The organism is Parafilimonas sp. (assembly GCF_047606085.1).
Classification (GTDB): domain Bacteria; phylum Bacteroidota; class Bacteroidia; order Chitinophagales; family Chitinophagaceae; genus Parafilimonas.
On record NZ_JASGEX010000226.1, the window covers coordinates 1 to 18,693 of the forward strand.

The window sequence follows — 18,693 nt, forward strand, 5'->3', positions numbered from 1 at the left end:
GCCGGCAGAGACGCTTCATTACGGCTGTTTACGCTTTTGCTCTGTGCGAAAAATCGCTAAACCCCTGTAAAGAATTAAATTTTCAAACAGCTTCTTAGGGAGAATGATGTGGTTATCTGTAACGCCTGTAAAATAATTTACAGCATATTGGCTGCTGCTTATTATTATCTATAAAAGCAGCAGGCATTTTATATTTGAGATCATTATTGTCTGGTTAGCCCGGGAGAAAATATTTTAGCCGGACAACAATAATTTGGAATCAATTATACATATCAGCATGAAAAAACTATTCCTATTTGTTTTTGTATTAATATGCTTTATTTCCAGCGCACAAAAAACCGATAACAGGCTGCAGCGGCAAATTACCGAGCTTATTAAAGACTTTCATGGCGATATAGGCATTTATGTGCACGACCTGAAGCATAATACAATTGTGGGCATACATGCTGATACGGTTTTTCCTACAGCCAGCATTGTGAAAATTTCTATTCTCGCGGGTATTATGAATAAAATGCAGCATGGCGAACTGGATTATCACCAGCGATTGTTATATACTGATTCTTTGTATTACAGCGAAGGCGATGATATTCTTTCTGATTTTAAAGACAGCAGCACGATTGAGCTAAGCAAAGTGATGATGCTGATGCTGACTGTAAGCGATAACTGTGCAAGCCTGTGGTTGCAGGGCCTGGCTGGCGGCGGCCTCACTATAAATGCGTTGCTCGATAGTTTGGGATATAAAAATACAAGGGTGAACAGCAGAACGCCGGGCAGGGAAAATTACCGCTCTCAATATGGCTGGGGGCAAACCACGCCCCGCGAAATAGCAACCATTATGCATGATATTATTGATAAGAAGATCATCAGCCCGGAAGCCTGTGATAAAATGCTTCGCCTGCTTGGCAGGCAATATTGGGATGAAGAAGCGCTTAGCCAGGTACCGGCGGGCGTATTTGTGGCTGATAAGAATGGCGCCCTGGATGCAAACCGTAATGAAGTGCTGTATGTGAACGGTAAAACCCCTTACATATTTTCCATCTTCACAAAGAATAATAAAGACACAAACTGGCATGCAGACAATGAAGCCTGGGTGCTTACCAGAAAATTGTCTGCCCTTTTATGGAAGCATTTTAATAAGGGATAAAACAGATAGATTGCCCAGCTTATTGTTATCTTCCGAACTGGCGGGACACAGAGAATGATTAAAAAGAACTGGTTGAAAATTTAAAAAAGGAAAAGCCGTTTCTGTAATTGGTTTATGTTTTATTAAAGTTTAAAAGATGAAAAAGCTTAAACTTACAGTGCTGGAACTTGGCGCAACAGAAGTACTTACAAGGACACAGTTAAAAAACGTTTTGGGGGCGCAGCACCTGCCACTTACTGCGGTTCGACGGAACAAAGTGGATGCTGTGATGCATATTGTGGCAGTGGATCGGGTATCTCATGTTCAGGAACGTGCTCAAGTTGCGAAGACGCTGGCAATGGTTATAATCCAGATGTTAAAGGTGGAGATAAATTATGTTTTTAATATTATAAATAAGGCTGTCTCTATCTTTAAGGACAGCCTTTTATTAAGGAGTTAATAGAAAACAAAAATAGAAACGTAATAAAAGTAAACTCAAAAAAAACATTATGCATGGTTTTTTAATATTCCTAATGATTATTTTTTGTTGCCCCTTTAATACAGCCGCCCAAAGTAAGCAGCCTAAAAATAATTTTTTATTACGGGGCATATTTAAGGGCAGGGATACAGGAATTATAATACTACGGTATCCGAACGTAAACGATAAATGGCAGAGCGACACTGCTATACTAACCAATGGTAAATTTCAATTTTCAGGTTATCTTTCACAGCCAAGTTTTTGCTGGTTGAAAGGCAGTTCTTCCAATGGGAATTCCGTAAGCTTTTTTCTCGAACCGGGTATTGAACATATTTATTTGGAAGAAAATAATTTTGATAATTTCAAAATGCAAGGTTCTTTCACCCAGCTACAGGAAGATTCACTAAAACAACAAATAGATGTTGCCCAGGCTAAGTATAAAAATGGCCTTGAAGAATACACAGAATTAGTTAAAAAAACAAAAGAGATTACAGATTCTACAGCTATTAAACAGATGAAAGCGCGGCTTTTACAATTATCAGACAGTGTTGTTGGTCCAAGTAACGATGAAACAAGAGATATAAAAATGGCATTTATAATTAGCCACCCTGATTCTTACGTATCACCAACCTATTTGTATAGCTTGATATTTAATCGCCAGGTTCAAACAGATTCGGCAGAAAGCTTATACAGCAATTTTACAGGCATGATACAGCAAAGCAACACAGGTAAATTGATAAGGGAAGAATTAAATAAAAGAAGGGTAAATATTGAAGCGCCCGATTTTTTTGCAAAAAACGATGAAGGTAAAAATGTATCTCTTCAAAATTTCAAAGGCAAATATATATTACTTGATTTCTGGGCAAGTTGGTGCCAGCCTTGTTTAAAAAAGTTGCCGGGATTAAAAGATTTATTTAATAAATATAACAAAAACGGGTTTGAAATAATTACCATGTCTTTAGATACAGATATGGATTCATGGAAGAAGGCTATAAGTAGAAACAAAATTGAAAAATTTTGTAACCTGATAAGGAATGAAGATATAGATAATAAATATTCCAACACAAAACAACCAATTCCAAGTGAAATATTGATTAATAAGAAGGGAATAATTGTTTGGAATTCTTTAAATGAACCTTCAGAAACATTAGAACAGGTATTGGCAAAAGAATTTTCTTATTGAAGCGAACCTTATCTGTAAGTTGATTTTAGCACTAACCAGAAACAACAGCTGAAAATATTCTTTATCCGCAATTGGATAAAGTCTTATATTTTAATAATCATCTAAAAAATTAAGAGATGAAAAAGCTTAAACTTACAGCGCTGGAACTCGGTGCAACAGAAGTGCTTACAAGAGCACAGTTAAAAAATGTGCTGGCGGGATATGATGATGCTTGCTGATAACAAGAAATGCACGCAAAGCTCGGATTGTGGCTCGTTAACAAAATGCTGTGGTAAAAATTCAGTCACGGATAGTAGGGGAACATGCACAAACGGAAAATGTTACTGGGGATTTACTTGTGAAGTTGATCTGATAGACCCAACTTGTCAATCTGTGGAATGACATTTTTTACATTAAAATCTATGGTGAGATCAATATTATGTGTGGCAATATTATGCTGGATTACAGGACCTTCCTGCACTGGTGAAAAGGGATTTAAAACTACCAGGATTATTGTGGATACCAGTTTTATTAAAAAGTATGAAGATCCCCTATTGAGTTATATTGACTTGACAGGCCACACAAAATATTTAACAGGCAATTTTTCAAATACGGTAAATTATAAAGTCAGGATAAATAAACCAACCTATCTTTTTATTGATCCTATAGCCTTTTTTGCTTACCCCAGAGAAAAATATATTTTAGCATTGGATAAGAACGGAGATGTCAGCCTTTCTTCCAAATCTAAAATTAACCTTAGCAAAAAAGCAGCGGAAGGGGAAGAAATGGAAAAATATATTTCGGCCCTACGCCCCAAATCATTTTTTGGATATTCAAATAATACTCCCATTGATACCATACTCCAATCGGAACAGAAAGTAATAAACCAAGCAAAATATTATTCTGCCTGTTTGCCTAAGGCTATTGACAGCATTGCTTTTATTATGAATATTTCTTTAAAAAGGAAAGAGAAATTTACAAAATATTATACGGCGAGGGCCTTTGAGCCAATTTATAGTTTTTATTTTGGGAATAAAGTCCAGCTTCAAAATAATAAATTATTCACCGAAAAAATCAATTCTCTCATTCCTTATATTAACCATATAAATGATAAAGAAACTTTTTTTACCAGTGGAAGGGAATCTGTTGTCAGAAGCATTATTAACGCATTGCTTCCAATATCTAAAGAAGAAATAGCCGATGAAGAAGATATAAAAGAAGATATGCGATTTGTTGTAAAAGTTTTGGATGGCCTGGCAGAATCATTTTCCTTAGCTTACATAATGAATATAGCTATTGACAGGGATATTGAATTAAGTAATAAAACATACAGGTGGTTTTATAAGAATTGTAATACAAGGGAGTACAGGGGATATATCAGAAGAGAGAAACTTTTAAAGAAGCAACTTGAAAAAAGCCAGAGCAAAAAGCCGGCAAACCTTCTTATACACATTGATGATAATGTAAAAACCAGCCTGGAAGATTTAATAAAACAAAACAGGGGAAAAGTTATTTTATTACATTATTGGGCAAGTTGGTGTATCCCATGCAGAGACGATATACCTTATTTGCTTAAGTTGGAAAATGAGCTAAAGGATTCTGATTTTATTTCAATTGCTATTTCAATTGATAAAGATTTATTTTCATGGAAAGTAATGAGCGATAAGCTGCTGTTAAACCCAAAGAATTCCTATTGCATTAATCCGGCAGGCGCACAACCATTCATGGATGATTATATTGAGGCAATTCCAAAATACATTTTGATAAATAAAAATGGTGAATTTAAAACTTATGATGCGCCTGAAGCGAAATCTTCAGAATTGAAAAATCTTATTAGTAAGATGCTTAGTGAATGAACTGCATTATCAAAATATGCGCTTATTACAATGGGTTTATTATACTATTTGTAAGCAAGTCAAAAGGTAAAGCAAAGCATTTATGTTGCCTGCGTTTATTTTTAAATATTATGGGTTGTTTATAACTAAAGGGTTGTCTCAAAAATTTTCTTGAAGGCCTCGGGAATTGTGTCTCTGATTTTAATTTTCACCACCTTGCCGAATAAAAAAAGCTGTCTTGTACTTTTTAGACAGCCTTTTAAAATTTGTATTATATTCTTTTAACCCTACCCCAAAGCTACCCTTTTAAATTCTATTACTTTAAGGTCTTTATCTGTTTCTTTCAGGTAATCAGCAACGGATTTGCCGGCATCCTTTACAAAGGCCTGGGCCAGTAAAGTTTGCTCTTTGAAGAAAGCATTCAGCTTACCCTGCGCTATTTTGCCAAGCATGTCATCTGTTTTGCCGGCCATTTTAGGATCCTGTTTCATTTGCTCGATGGCAATGCTTCTTTCGCGTTCGATGGTTTCAGCGGGCACTGAATCTGCATCAACTGCTACAGGGTTCATTGCTGCGATTTGCATGGCAACATCCTTGCCTGCTTCGGCTGCTGCTTTATTCAAACCAACCAAAACGCCCATGCGGTTTGCGCCATGAATATAAGAAGCCACGTAAGGCGCATCAATGCGTTCAAACTTAGTGATACCGATTTTTTCGCCTATTGAAGCCAGTTTATCGTTTACTAAATCTGCAACAGTTGATTCGCCTACTTTAGCTGAGTTCAGCTCATCTAAAGATTTTACGTTGTTATCAATAGCTGCATCAGCAATGCTTTGTGCAAAGGCAACAAAGTCTGCATTCTTGGCAACGAAATCTGTTTCGCAGCTTACGCAAACGATGATGCCGGATTGGTTATCGTCGGTGGTTTTTGCAATTACAACGCCTTCTTTGGCTTCGCGGTCGCTGCGTTTAGCGGCTACTTTCTGACCCTGCTTGCGCAGCCAGTCAATAGCGGCTTCAAAATCACCATTTGTTTCTGCTAAGGCTTTGCGGCAATCCATCATACCGGCGCCGGTTGCCTGGCGTAGCTTATTAATTTCTGCTGCTGATATTGTTACTGTAGTGCTCATTGTGCCCTCCTTCCTCCCTAAAGGGAGGTAATAAAAGTCTCTTATAAATTAGAGACTTGTGTTGAAATATAATTTATGAACAGTAGCGGTTTACCTTACTCCCCTTCAGGGGATGGGGGTTTATCTTCCGCCACCACCTGCGGGCCTGCGGTTGCCGGGCACGCGGCGCTTGGTTGGCCCGCCGCCACCACGGTTCCTGTCTCCACCACCGCCTTCACCGCGCCTGCGGCCACCTTCAGATTCAGCTTCCGCCTGTAAGCGGGCCGCTTTCTTTTCCGCCTCATTATCTACTTCTTCGGTAGTGGATTCTTCATCTTTTGCTGCCTGGCGTTCTGCAAGGCCTTCTGTTATTGCGGCCGTGATATAATTGGTGATGATGGCAATTGATTTGGTAGCATCATCATTTGCAGGGATCGGGAAATCAATTTTGTTGGGATCAGAATTGGTATCAACCATTCCGAAAGTAGTGATGCCAAGGCGTTTGGCTTCTGCCAAAGCAATGTGCTCGTGGCCAATATCAACAATGAACAGCGCTGCCGGCAAACGGCCAAGCTGCGCAATACCGCCCAGCACCTTTTCCATCTTGTCTTTATCGCGGGTTAAAGTAAGGCGTTCTTTTTTGGTAAGGCTTTCCGCACTGCCATCGTTCAGCATCTTCTCAATGCTCTGCATTTTCTTAACGCTTTTACGCACGGTGTTGAAGTTGGTAAGCATACCGCCCAGCCAGCGCTCGGTGGCATACGGCATGTTTACGCGGCGGGCGCATTCGCTCACGATTTCTTTCGCCTGCTTTTTGGTAGCCACGAACATGATCTTTTTACCGCTTTTGGCAATTTGCTTTAGAGCGGCAGAAGCTTCCTGCAGTGTGTCAACGGTTTTATTAAGGTCAATGATGTGAATGCCTTTCTTTTCAGCAAAAATGTAAGGCAACATTTTTGGATTCCACTTCTTACGCAGGTGGCCAAAATGCACGCCTGCCTCAAGTAATTGCTGTTGTAATGAAGTGTTTTGTTCCATTGTTTATTTTAGCTTTTAGCTATTGGCTGTTAGCCATTAGCTGTTTTGTTATGAATTATTTTATAGGTTTAATCAGCCAAAAGCCAAAAGCTAATGGCTAACAGCTTAACGTTTAGAAAACTGGTAGCTGCGCCTTGCTTTCTTGTGACCGAACTTTTTACGTTCAACACCACGCGGATCGCGTTTTAAATAACCGGCTGCTTTTAAAACAGGGCGGTATTCCGGATTAATTTCCAGTAAAACGCGGGCGATGCCCAGTTTGGCTGCTTCTGCCTGGCCTTTTACGCCACCGCCGCTTGCATTGATAACAATATCGAATTTATCAAGCGATTCGATGGTTTTTAAAGGCGCCTCCACCTGGTTCTGCAGGTAAGGCAAAGCAAAATATTCTTTATAATTTTTGTCGTTCACCGTAATGTTACCAGTGCCTTTTGAAATAAAAACGCGGGTAACAGCTTCTTTACGACGGCCTACGGCATTTTTTTGTTTTTCCATTTTTATATAAGCTTTCAGCTTTCAGCCATCAGCCATCAGCTAACGGCCAACAGCTTATTTAGAATTTGAATTCTTTTGGTTGCTGTGCGGTGTGCGGATGTTCTGCACCTGCATACACAAATAATTTTTTATACATCTTTCTGCCAAGCCGGTTTTTAGGCAGCATGCCTTTTACAGCGCGCTCAATAACGGCCTCCGGCCTGCGTTTTAAAAGGTCTTTTGCAATTTCTTCCCTTAAACCGCCAGGGTAACCGCTGAAGTTCTGGTACACTTTATCTTCCAGCTTATTACCGGTAAATTTTACCTTGCCGGCATTGGTTACAATTACAAAATCGCCACAGTCAACGTGTGGGGTGTAGTAGGCTTTGTTCTTGCCACGCAATACGGCTGCGATCTTAGAACACATGCGGCCTACGGTTTGATTGGTGCCGTCAACAACGTACCAGTTACGCTGCACGGTAGCCTCGTTCGCATGCTTTGTTGTGAAATGTAGTTTGCTCATGTATTTGTTTTTATTGGCCCGCCATCCCGGGCTTTAATTTTTGGGAGCGCAAAGATGCAGAAAGTTAGGTGGATAAAAAATTAAAATGTTGTTTATTTTTTACTGATGGCTTGTAATATATTGATTTTCAGTAAAAATTTTGCATTGAATTTAACTTAACGTGAGTTCGGAGATAAGCTTAGATTGTTATTTCTACCTCATCCCAACCCTTCTCCTTTGGAGAAGGGCAGGAAAAAACATGATTTTTTGCATGTTTTATGAGTTTTAGGGCGTCGGAAGTCCTCTCCCTTGGAGAACCTGTCCCGGCCATTCGGGAGGATTTAGGTGAGGTCTGTCTGCAAGCTTTAAACATATCGCTTATCCCGAACTCACGTTAGCTTATCTCTCAAAATTCAAGCTGATCATTCAGTTACGCCCTTTTCTCCACCAGAAAACAAAACACTTCTTTCGGCCCATGAACGCCGGTTACAAGCGTTTTTTCAATATCGGCAGTACGGCTGGGGCCGGAGGCAAACGTTATGAGCGAGGGAATGCCTGTTGCGTATTTTTGTTTGATAAATTCAAGACCGTCTTTTAAATCAAAAACCAACTGATCCATATAGGCAATACAAACATGAACCGGTGCATATACACTCGATGTTCTGCCGGTTTGCGCACTGCTTAGCAGCAGGCTGCCCGTTCTGGCTATTAAGCACTCACAACTGGTAAGGGAAGCGTCGCAATCTGCCAGGCTTGGCGAAAAAGGCAATTTCACATTGTGGCGGGCAAACAATTCTTTGATCCTGTCTTCATTAACAAACAGCTTCGCCCACTGCCTTGTGCCAAACAAAGTTTGCAATTGCTGAACAAGCTCAGCTTCATCTGAACAAAAAGAAAAACGGCCCTGCAGCGCAGCGAAATTTTCGGCAAACAACAGCTCCGGCTCATCATTTTTACCGGAGAAAAAAACCGGGGTTTGTTCTGCCGCTTCAAAAGGCGCAGGCACTGGTTTTGCCAGTGCCTGCTTTATTTTTTTTAAGATGTTTTCCCTTGATGATGTTGTTTTCAAATCACATCAAAATTTGTATGTAAAAGCACTAAGATTCTGAAGTTGCCTGTTTAGGAGCAGGCTGGGTAATGCTGGGATCGTAAGGCGGTACGCCTGCGCTTATGGCGCCCGGGTGATGCGGCTCATTCAATTCTTCCTCTTCGTTTTCTTCTTCCTTATGTTCGCCAAAAGGCCGTTTGCCAATCAGCGTTTCAACATCACTCTGGAATAAAACTTCTTTTACCAGCAACTCTTTTGCAAGGGTTTCCACTTCATGCTTCCTTTCACTAAGCAAAGCTTTTGTTTTTACATAAGCGGTTTCAATCAGTTTTCTAACTTCCTCGTCAATCATTTCCCCGGTCTTTTCACTGTAAGGTTTCGTGAAAGAATTATCCGCTGCAGGATCGTAAAAGCTTATGTTGCCTACTTTTTTGTTCATGCCATACACGGTTATCATGGCATAAGCGGTTTTGGTTATCTGCTGAAGGTCGTTGGATGCGCCGGTAGAAATCTTTCCAAAGAAAATTTCTTCAGAAGCCCTTCCGCCAAGCGTCATGCAAAGCTGGTCCATTAACTGATCGGTATTATACAGGTATTGCTCTTTCGGCGTGTATTGCGCATAGCCTAATGCGGCTGTACCCCGGGGAACGATAGTAACTTTTAATAAGGGATACGCATGTTCCAGAAACCATCCGCAGATGGCATGACCGGCCTCGTGGTAAGCAATAATTTCTTTCTCTTCCGGGGAAATGATCTTGTTTTTCTTTTCCAGGCCGCCAATAACCCTGTCAATTGCATCCTGGAAATCGCTCATGTCCACCATTTCCTTATCCTTCCGGGCAGCGATCAAAGCCGCTTCGTTACAAACATTGGCAATATCGGCGCCGGCAAAGCCCGGTGTTTGTTCGGCCAGTTTGAAGATATTGAGTGATTGTGAAACTTTGATCGGTTTTAGATGTACGCGAAAAATGTCTTCCCGGCCTTTTACATCCGGGCGGTCTATTGAAATCTGGCGGTCGAAACGGCCGGGACGCAATAAAGCGCTATCCAGCACATCAGGCCGGTTTGTGGCCGCAAGAATGATGATGCCGCTTTCACCGCTGAAGCCATCCATTTCCACCAGCAACTGGTTCAATGTATTTTCCCTTTCGTCGTTGCTTACGATGGCATTCCTGCCACGGGCACGGCCAATGGCGTCAATTTCATCTATGAATATAATACAGGGTGCTTTTTCCCTTGCCTGCTTGAACAGGTCACGAACGCGGCTGGCGCCCACGCCCACAAACAGCTCAACAAAATCTGAACCGCTCATACTGAAAAACGGCACCTGCGCTTCACCCGCCATTGCTTTTGCCAGCAGGGTTTTACCGGTTCCCGGAGGGCCGATGAGCAATGCGCCTTTCGGAATTTTACCGCCAAGCGAAGTATATTTTTTAGGGTTTTTGAGGAAATCAACAATTTCCATTACTTCCACTTTGGCTTCGTCCAAACCGGCCACATCGGTAAACGTGATATTTACTTTAGCACCTTTATCAAATAACTGCGCCTTCGATTTTCCAATATTGAAAATACCGCCGGGGCCGCCGGAACCGCCGCCGCCGCCCACTTTGCGCATCAGCAAAACCCATAGTCCCACAAACAATAAAACAGAAATAATGGTATTGGCAAAAGGCCCGAACCATTCCCCTTCATCATATACATTCTCAGAAACTTCGGGTATATTGTTGTCTTTGTAAAATTGGGCAAGGCCACGGTTAAAGCTTTCCCAGTCGCTCACCCTGAACTCGAATAACGGCGTTACGGAAGGATCTTTGGTAAGCGGCTGTTTAAATTGTGCTTTATAGTATTCTTTGCTAAGGCTTTCGGGTTTTATATAAACGCGAACAAGTTCTTTATTCCGCACCTTATCAATTTTTAAAACATCCCCATCTTTCAGCATTTTATCCCTGAAATCCTGCTCGGTAGTAGTAAGTACATCGGGGCTGTTGAACTTAAATACATTTACCGCAATAAGCGTTATTGCCACTATTGCGTATATCCAGTATATGCTGAAACGCGGGCCGCGGCGCGGTGATTTATCTCCATTGCCTTTGTCGAAAATATCCGGTTTATTCTTGTTATTATCCTGTGCCATTTTTTATATATCTCTGTAAGGTTAAATTAGCTGGTTAAATTTTTATAATGAATGTTCTTTCAGAACTGCGTCGCTCCACATTTCCTCAAGCCTGTAAAACTTCCGGGTATCAGGCTGCATGATGTGCACTACGATATTTACATAATCAATCAGCACCCATTGCAATGCATGAAAACCCTCGTGCCTGTAGGGGACTTCGCCCAGTTCTTTTTTAATAGTTTCCTCAACAAAATCAGCAATTGCCCTTACCTGCGTGCTACTGGTAGCTTCACAAATAATAAAATAATCACTTACTGCTTCCGGTATTTTTCGTAAATCCAGGGAAACAATGTTTTCTCCTTTTTTTTCCTGAATGGCTTTAAGAATAAGTTTAAAAATCCTGGAGTTTGAATTAAGCCTGGTGACTGAGCTCTTTTTGCGGGAAGCTAAAACGGTAAGTGGTTCCAAATAAGCAACTATTTTAAGTGAAAAAATTTTAAAGGCATTTTACGTTTCTTCGAAATTAAACTATTTATCAAAAATGTAGTTTCGCCAAAATTAATAATTCTTTGTCAGCAGCCTCAATAAATAATGTAACCGGCAAACGCTTTATAGAATTATTGAGTGTTGACAGCACCAACAACTATGCCATGCAGCAGGTGCAAAACGGCACTGCGCGGCATGGAGATGCCTTCTTTGCTTTTGAACAAACAGCCGGCCGCGGGCAGTTTAACCGCCAGTGGCTCTCGGCCAAAGGTGAAAACATTATGCTTTCTGTATTGCTGGATACAAGCGGGTTTGCCCTGCAGCAACAGTTTTTACTGAATATGGTGAGCGCCTTATCGGTGCTTGAATTATTTAACAAATACACAACTGAAAAAATAAAAATCAAATGGCCGAATGATATTTATTGTCGTGACAGAAAGGCAGCAGGCATATTGATCGAAAATATGATACGCGGTAAAAGCTGGCAATTTGCAGTGGCCGGTTTTGGCATCAACATCAATCAAACTGAATTTTCGCCCGAAGCAAAAAGGCCGGTTTCACTAAAGCAAATAACAGGAGCGGACTACAATACGGTTGAACTGGCTAAGGTATTTTGCAGTTTGTTTGATACAACGCTTAAGACCTTATATGCCGGCCGGAAACAAAAGATACTGAATGCGTATAACGCACATTTATACAAGCTGAATGAAGGCATCAGATTTAAAAAAGAAAATGAAACCTTTTCTGCTATAGTAAAAGCAGTTGATGAACTTGGAAATATTATCCTTATTGAAAACGATGTTGAAAACGCATATCGCTCTGGCGAGATTGAATGGCTGGTTTAGTGCAGGTTGATTTTTTTAAACAACTCCATTTGGCAACATGCCTATCTTTAAGCATTTAATGAAAAAGATGCTTAAAACTGTTTCCCCGCTCATTGTTTTGTTATGCGGCCTTGCGCCAGTTGTACAGGCACAGGATATTTCCTGCATAAGAATAAACCAGCTTGGTTACTCAACAAAAAGCATAAAAGTGGCCGTATTAGGTTCAGGCAAACCAATTGCAGTCACCGCATTTTCTGTTAAAGATGAAAATGGCAAAACAGTTTTCTACAATTCTGCAGGAAAGGATTTTGGCAGCTACGGCCCTTTCAGCCATACTTACCGGCTTGATTTTTCCGCGTTTACAGGCAAAGGGAAATTCATTATTAATATTGATGGCACTGCTTCTCCGGTTTTCTCAATCAATGATTCGGTGTATGATGGCGGCGCAGATTTTTGCCTGCGGTATATGCGGCAGCAACGCAGCGGGTTCAATCCTTTTTTGAAAGATTCCTGCCATGTGCATGATGGCTATACGTTGTATGCGCCGGTTTCTGACAGCACCCATATTGATGTAGTTGGCGGATGGCACGATGCCAGCGATTACCTGCAATATTCAACCACATCGGCCAATGCAACCTACCACCTGCTGGCGGCTTACCGTGATTTTCCTCAAGTGTTTAAAGACAAAAAACAAGCGAATGGTTTGGATGGAAGCAATACCATTCCCGATGTATTGGATGAAGCAAAATGGGGCCTGGACTGGTTATTGAAAATGCACCCAAAAGATAATTGGTTATTTAACCAGACAGGCGACGACCGCGACCATCGCGGCATGCGCATACCCAAAGAAGATACCAATTATTATGGCCGCGGCCTGGAAAGGCCTGTTTACTTCTGCAACGGCGAACCGCAGCAAAGAGGCAGGTTTATGAACTATACAACGGGTGTGGCATCAACGGCGGGAAAATTTGCCAGCGCTTTTGCTTTGGGCAGTGAATTGTTTTTTAATGTTGATAGGAAGTATGCAGATGGCCTCATCAGTAAATCATTGTCCGCATTTGCATTAGGATTAAAGTATCCGGGTGTTGCGCAAACAGCCTCTGTGCTCTCGCCATACATTTATGCAGAAGACAACTGGACGGATGACATGGAGCTGGCAGGCGCTGCATTAAATATGATTGACACAAGCAAACGTCTTATTATTACTGCTTATGATTATGCATTAAAAGAACCTGTCACACCCTGGCTTGGAGCTGATACTGCAAAGCATTACCAATGGTATCCGTTTATTAATATCGGCCATTATGAATTAGCCAAACAATTAACAGGTGCCCGAAGAGATTCCATCATTCAGTTTTATAAAGAAGGTATTGAACGTGTTTGGCAGAAAGCAAAACACAATGCGTTTTACAGAGACATTCCTTTTATCTGGTGCAGCAATAATTTAACGGTAAGCTTTGCCATTCAATGTTACTGGTACAGGCAATTGACCGGAGATAAAACCTACCAGCCTTTGGAGCAGGCCTGTTTCGACTGGATATTTGGCTGCAATCCCTGGGGCACCAGCATGGTGTATGGCTTGCCATCATGGGGCGATACACCAACTGATCCGCATTCTGCTTTTACGCATTTAAAAAATTATCCTATTGATGGCGGTTTGGTTGATGGCCCCGTTTATTCTTCTATCTATAGAAACCTTATCGGCATACAATTGTATAATGAAGATGAATATGCGCCCTATCAAAGTGAGCTGGCTGTATATCACGATGATTATGGCGATTACAGCACGAACGAACCAACGATGGATGGAACGGCTTCCTTAATTTATTTGCTTGCTGCAAAACAGTCCGAAGCAAGGAATGGGATCCCTTTAAAGGATGCCATTCCCAGACTATAAAATTTCAATCTTATATACAATAGTAAATAAGAAGGCCATTTTCCGGGCCGCATGCTGATGATCATCTTGTATAGAATGGCTGGCATAAACGCGACAGCTTATTTAAAAGCTGCTCAGAAGAATAAACAGAATTTGGAAGGCCGAATTTATTCCTTCACCTTCAGGCCCGCTTTTGCGGCAATATCTTTCCACCGGTAATACTGAAAAGTTTTATCCGTGCTCATGGCAACAAATAAACCGCCTTCAAAGCCGGGCAGGCTTATGGAAGTTGCATCGCTGCCATCACTTTGACTGGTGCTTACTGCAACAGAAGTTATGCGTTTATGTTCATTGCCTTCTCTTGGGTAGATATTGAAACGGTTAGCGCTTTGGTCTGATACAAGAATGTAACCTGTGCTGTCCGTTAATTTATAAATGGAAATGCCTTCATTATCTTCTTTGTATTCACCCTGCCCAAACAATGCTAATTCTGCATTCCCTTTTTCGGGATCGGCATAATATTTACGAATACCGGTTTGTTCATCGGAATAATACACAAAGCCTAATTCATTATCCACTGCAACGGATTCGATTTCTTTTTTGCCGGAATAAGCGCCAAAGCTTCTTACCAAATCGCCAACCACTTTGCCGCTGCCGTCATCATGCAATACATATTGCTGCAGGTAACCTTGCGCCGGGCCTGATTTACGGCTTACGATAGCAAATATTTTACCGTCGGCCGGCCTTGTGTATAAAGCAATGCCCATGGGGGCACGTTCTGTTTCATTCTTAAAAACTTCTATGCCGCCGCCATCCAGGGGCTTCATGCCGGGCATACTGAACACACGAATGGAGTTGGCGCCGCGTTCTGTGGCCACGGCTATATCAACCTTGTTATTGCCAAGCGGCAGGCCGTAAGCAATATCCACATTGTTCATGCGCTTAAGGCCGGTTACGGTTAGCTGCCTGTTTATTTTTCCACTCAGACCGAATACATACAAGCCGCCATTGGCATCACTTTTATCTGTGCCTATGATAAGGCTTTGGGAAAGATCGTTTTTGTTGATCCAGATGGCCGGATCGTCGCTGTCTTCAAACACTTTTTCGGTAACAATAACAGGCTTTACAATTGAATCGTTATTGCCGGATGATTGCATGGCTGAAGTATTGCAGGCGGATAAAAACCATGCTGCGATTATGATAAGCTGCAAATATTTTTTCATAGTAATGTATGCTTAATGAGTGCGGCAGGCTGATACCGGTCTGACGCTTTGAAGCGTCTGACCGCGTTTGCAAAATTCAAACAGCTTTTATGTGAGCGCCTGCAGCCATAATAAATTCAGGCTTTATTTATTCAAATCGAATTTTAAACCGAGGTTAAAGCGCGGGCCATAATACTCAAGCTGCGCTGTTCTCTCTTTAACGCCCTGGTAATAACGCAAAGGCTGGTTGGTTAAATTATTGGCCTCGGCAAATATGCGCAGTTGCGGCGTGAAGGCATAGGAAGCATTGGCATCAAGAAAGAATTGCTTGTCGTAATAACGGTCGAAGAAAGCATCTTCATTGTAGCCGCCATCTTCGCTGTCGTCAACATACGCAGAAGTGAAGTTGGCCGAAACACGCACCACCAGCTTTTTATTTTCGTAAGACAAGGATGCATTGAACATGTTCGGCGCAGCGCCGGGCAGTTTTACATTGCTGCGCACCAGCACGCCTTCGTTGTAAATGCCTTTGGCATTGGAATGCGTATAAGTATAATTGAGGTAAACGCCAAAGCCTTTCCAGAAATTGCCGAGAAAATCGAGCTGGCGCTGTATGGCAATTTCGGCGCCCCAGACTGTTGCACCATCGCCGTTGCGTGGTTGTGTAAAATCCCAGTTATCACCTTCTGTAATGGGGTTGTCAACGGTGGGGAAAAGGGCTGCAAATTCATCGTGCGTGAAGTTGTTGTCAATATAATTGTAAAAGAAATTGTTGAGCTTTTTGTAGAAGAGGCCGCCGGAAACCAGGCCAACCGATTTAAAATAATTCTCTGCCATCAAATCAAAATTCATGCTCTTTACCGGTTCCAGTGTTGTATTGCCGCTGCTTAATTCAAGATCGTTCGGATTGATGTTTATGTAAGGCACCAGGTCATAATATTTGGGGCGGGCAATGCCGTTTGTCCATGCGCCTTTCAGTACAAAATTGCTGTTTACCTGGTAGCGCAGGTTTATATCGGGCAATACGGTGGTATAATTGTTTTTGTAAGGCACCTGGCCTTTCAGCGTTTCTTCGTCTTCTACAATATTACCGGTATAATCAATAGCAGTATGTTCAATGCGCAAACCAATATCGGCCATGAACTTGTTTGTAAAGTGCTGCCTTAATTCAATATAACCTGCGGTTATTACTTCTTTTGCTGTAAAGTTTGCGGCAAGGTATTCCGAAGGCTCATCGGTTTGATCGTACAGGTTGCTGTTGGTAAGGTCAACATTGCCGAGATATTTTGGCGTGATGAAAGCGCCTGCCACATATTTGCTGCCGGGATAAAAACTGCTGCTGGTTTCATTTTGCAAAGGCAATAAAGTAATGTTATCATAATTAGCTTCATTATCGTCCGTTGGCTCATAAGAGAAGAAGCTGTTATTGCGTTTTTTGAATTTATGGCGAAGGCGGCCGCCAAATAAAAGAGATCCCTGCTGCCCGCTTATGATGGATAATGGCACAGAAAAACCAAGTTTTGCATTAATGTCTTCTTCATACTGATCCTGGAATTGTTCAGTTAGTTCATCCAGCCTTGTATAATCACTCAAAGCCGTTTCATCTGTTAATAGTGGCCTTGTTTCATCGCTGATATCCTGGTTAACCGTTATATCGCGCAGGCCCATTGAGATATATCTTTCGTTCGGCCTTTTTTCTGAAGCCCTTGCATATTGTATGCCCCAGTCTGCTTTTAGTTTTCCAATTAGATGGTCGCCTGATAACCCAAGTGAGCGAACGCGCTGGTCTTCCAGCCTGCGGTTTTGATTGCGGTTATTGTCTATGCCGCCCTTTGTCTGGCGTATAACTTCACCATTGGTATAACCGGTAATATTTCCCTCAGCGTCGTAAATAAGGTCATCGGCATAATCTTCTTCATCGCCGCGGTAGCGGTGGCGTAAGCGAAAACGGTTTTCGCGGTCATCGCGCCAGTTATACATGCCGGTTACATAAATGGTGTTAACCGGGTTTATTTTATAGTCAAGCGCAAGGCTGGCGCTTCTGCGCACACGCCATTCTTCATATACACGCACGTCATTATCATCTACAAACACTTTATCGTTATCATCTTTTGCCCAGCTTGCTTCAATGTTGTCAGAGCCATATTTGTTGTTGAAATAAGATGTGCTAAGCACAGCGCCCAGCTTATCGCCGAAAAAACGGTTACCGATAATAAGGCTGCCTGTGCCGGTAAATGTTTCTCGGATGGGGTTATAGCCGCCTGCCAGTGTGCCTGAGATGCGCAGGCCGTTGGGCGCAGCGCGGGTTACAAGGTTTACAGAACCGCCGATGGCATCAGCATCCATATTGGCAGTAAGGGTTTTGTTTACTTCGATGGTTTGGATCATATCGGCGGGTATTAAATCCATTTGCACCCGGCGGTTGTCACCTTCGGCAGAAGGCAGGCGCTCACCGTTTAAAGATACAGTGTTAAAATCGGGCCCCATGCCTCTTACAACAATATTTCGGGCTTCACCCTGGTCGTTCTGCATGGTTATGCCCGGCACACGTTTCAGTGCATCGCCAATGTTGGCATCCGGAAAACGGCCTACCTGGTCGGCGCTGATGATATTGGTGATGTTATCGCTGTTCTTTTGCTGGTTTAGCGCTTTGGCCTGCCCTTTCAGGTGGTCACCCAAAATCACCACTTCCTTCAGTTCCTCCACGCCGGATGTAAGCTTTATCTTTAATTCCTCTGATGGTTTGCTTACAGAAAAGCTTGAAGTGTAGTTGCCGTAGCCGATATAAGAAACAGAAATGTTGTGATTGCCTGCTGCAAGAGAAGGGAAACTTGCTGTACCGGTGTTATCTGAAACACCGGTTAGTTTATCATCAATTACAATAGTTGCACCGGGCAGGCTGAGGTTTTGTTCATCGGCGATTTTGACGGCTAATGCAGATAATTGCTGGGCATTTATATAGCCCGCACATAAGCATGTTATTGCAAAGCAAAGAACTGGTTTTGACATCAGCTGTTAATTTTTGCCGCAAAAGTATTTTTATCGTTATGTGCGATCAATAACGGACGATTAAGGAATTATTACTTGTATGTTTCTTTAATATTAACAGGTGTTGGATTGCCGGTTAAGAAGTGGCTGTAAGCTATAACAGGAAGTCTGAAGTATTTCAAAATTTATACCGGCGAAAGCATGGCTGCTGTATAAATAATATCTTTCCGGTATATTATAACCTGTAAAAAATAATGCAATGAGCTTTAAAGAATCATTCAAAGTGCATGGAGAAAACCTTCTTAATAACTGATGTTACGCATTTTTATTCACAGAAATTATGCTGTCAATTTATGATTGGCCAGTTGGTGCATTGTTATCCAGGCTATTTTAGTGGCGTTAACCATCATTTTTGATTTTAAGGCAAAATGATTA

At 41.8% G+C, this 18,693-nt stretch carries 15 protein-coding genes; 6 read left to right on the top strand and 9 right to left on the bottom strand.

Annotated features, from left to right (window positions below; all coding sequences use genetic code 11):
• Positions 1-277 precede the first annotated feature (277 nt).
• The 4 genes from QM629_RS19970 to QM629_RS19985 all read left to right on the top strand — a co-directional run bounded on the left by QM629_RS19970 (position 278) and on the right by QM629_RS19985 (position 4,619).
• Positions 278-1,144: a serine hydrolase gene (locus QM629_RS19970; protein ID WP_415161672.1), complete on the top strand. Its 867-nt coding sequence runs from the start codon at positions 278-280 to the stop codon at positions 1,142-1,144.
• A gap of 136 nt (positions 1,145-1,280) precedes the next feature.
• Positions 1,281-1,583: a hypothetical protein gene (locus tag QM629_RS19975; RefSeq protein WP_415161673.1), complete on the top strand. Its 303-nt coding sequence runs from the start codon at positions 1,281-1,283 to the stop codon at positions 1,581-1,583.
• A gap of 73 nt (positions 1,584-1,656) precedes the next feature.
• On the top strand, positions 1,657-2,784 hold the full coding sequence (locus QM629_RS19980) for a redoxin domain-containing protein (RefSeq protein WP_415161686.1): 1,128 nt from the start codon (positions 1,657-1,659) through the stop codon (positions 2,782-2,784).
• 401 nt (positions 2,785-3,185) lie between these two features.
• Positions 3,186-4,619, top strand: a complete 1,434-nt coding sequence (locus QM629_RS19985; RefSeq protein WP_415161674.1) for a TlpA family protein disulfide reductase — start codon at positions 3,186-3,188, stop codon at positions 4,617-4,619.
• 266 nt (positions 4,620-4,885) lie between these two features.
• Here the strand turns inward: QM629_RS19985 and tsf are convergent, their stop codons facing one another.
• From tsf to rsfS, 7 genes are all read right to left on the bottom strand, one after another.
• Positions 4,886-5,728 (bottom strand): translation elongation factor Ts, encoded by an 843-nt coding sequence (gene tsf / locus QM629_RS19990; protein ID WP_415161675.1) that lies wholly within the window; start codon positions 5,726-5,728, stop codon positions 4,886-4,888.
• Between the two features lie 120 nt (positions 5,729-5,848).
• The gene (gene rpsB, locus QM629_RS19995; RefSeq protein WP_415161676.1) at positions 5,849-6,745 is read right to left on the bottom strand and encodes a 30S ribosomal protein S2; all 897 of its coding nucleotides are present in this window, start codon (positions 6,743-6,745) and stop codon (positions 5,849-5,851) included.
• 105 nt (positions 6,746-6,850) lie between these two features.
• Positions 6,851-7,240: a 30S ribosomal protein S9 gene (gene rpsI / locus QM629_RS20000; protein ID WP_415161677.1), complete on the bottom strand. Its 390-nt coding sequence runs from the start codon at positions 7,238-7,240 to the stop codon at positions 6,851-6,853.
• A 58-nt stretch (positions 7,241-7,298) separates the two neighbouring features.
• On the bottom strand, positions 7,299-7,742 hold the full coding sequence (rplM, locus tag QM629_RS20005) for a 50S ribosomal protein L13 (RefSeq protein WP_415161678.1): 444 nt from the start codon (positions 7,740-7,742) through the stop codon (positions 7,299-7,301).
• A 409-nt stretch (positions 7,743-8,151) separates the two neighbouring features.
• A complete protein-coding gene (locus QM629_RS20010; RefSeq protein ID WP_415161679.1) occupies positions 8,152-8,790 on the bottom strand; it encodes a LutC/YkgG family protein in 639 nt (212 codons plus the stop codon).
• Positions 8,791-8,818: 28 nt separating this feature from the next.
• Complete coding sequence (ftsH, locus tag QM629_RS20015) at positions 8,819-10,903, bottom strand: ATP-dependent zinc metalloprotease FtsH (protein ID WP_415161680.1); 2,085 nt, start codon at positions 10,901-10,903, stop codon at positions 8,819-8,821.
• A 42-nt stretch (positions 10,904-10,945) separates the two neighbouring features.
• Positions 10,946-11,350, bottom strand: a complete 405-nt coding sequence (rsfS, locus tag QM629_RS20020) for a ribosome silencing factor (RefSeq protein WP_415161681.1) — start codon at positions 11,348-11,350, stop codon at positions 10,946-10,948.
• A gap of 101 nt (positions 11,351-11,451) precedes the next feature.
• On the opposite strand from rsfS, the gene QM629_RS20025 reads away from it, so the two are divergent.
• Together QM629_RS20025 and QM629_RS20030 are read left to right on the top strand one after the other, a co-directional pair.
• Complete coding sequence (locus tag QM629_RS20025) at positions 11,452-12,213, top strand: biotin--[acetyl-CoA-carboxylase] ligase (protein ID WP_415161682.1); 762 nt, start codon at positions 11,452-11,454, stop codon at positions 12,211-12,213.
• A gap of 37 nt (positions 12,214-12,250) precedes the next feature.
• Complete coding sequence (locus QM629_RS20030; RefSeq protein WP_415161683.1) at positions 12,251-14,089, top strand: glycoside hydrolase family 9 protein; 1,839 nt, start codon at positions 12,251-12,253, stop codon at positions 14,087-14,089.
• A 146-nt stretch (positions 14,090-14,235) separates the two neighbouring features.
• On the opposite strand, the gene QM629_RS20035 is transcribed toward QM629_RS20030, so the two are convergent.
• Together QM629_RS20035 and QM629_RS20040 are read right to left on the bottom strand one after the other, a co-directional pair.
• Positions 14,236-15,291 carry a phytase gene (locus QM629_RS20035; RefSeq protein WP_415161684.1) on the bottom strand — a complete coding sequence of 352 codons (1,056 nt, stop codon included), beginning with the start codon at positions 15,289-15,291 and terminating at the stop codon, positions 14,236-14,238.
• Positions 15,292-15,414: 123 nt separating this feature from the next.
• Positions 15,415-18,279, bottom strand: a complete 2,865-nt coding sequence (locus QM629_RS20040; RefSeq protein WP_415161685.1) for a TonB-dependent receptor — start codon at positions 18,277-18,279, stop codon at positions 15,415-15,417.
• Between the last annotated feature and the right edge of the window lie 414 nt (positions 18,280-18,693).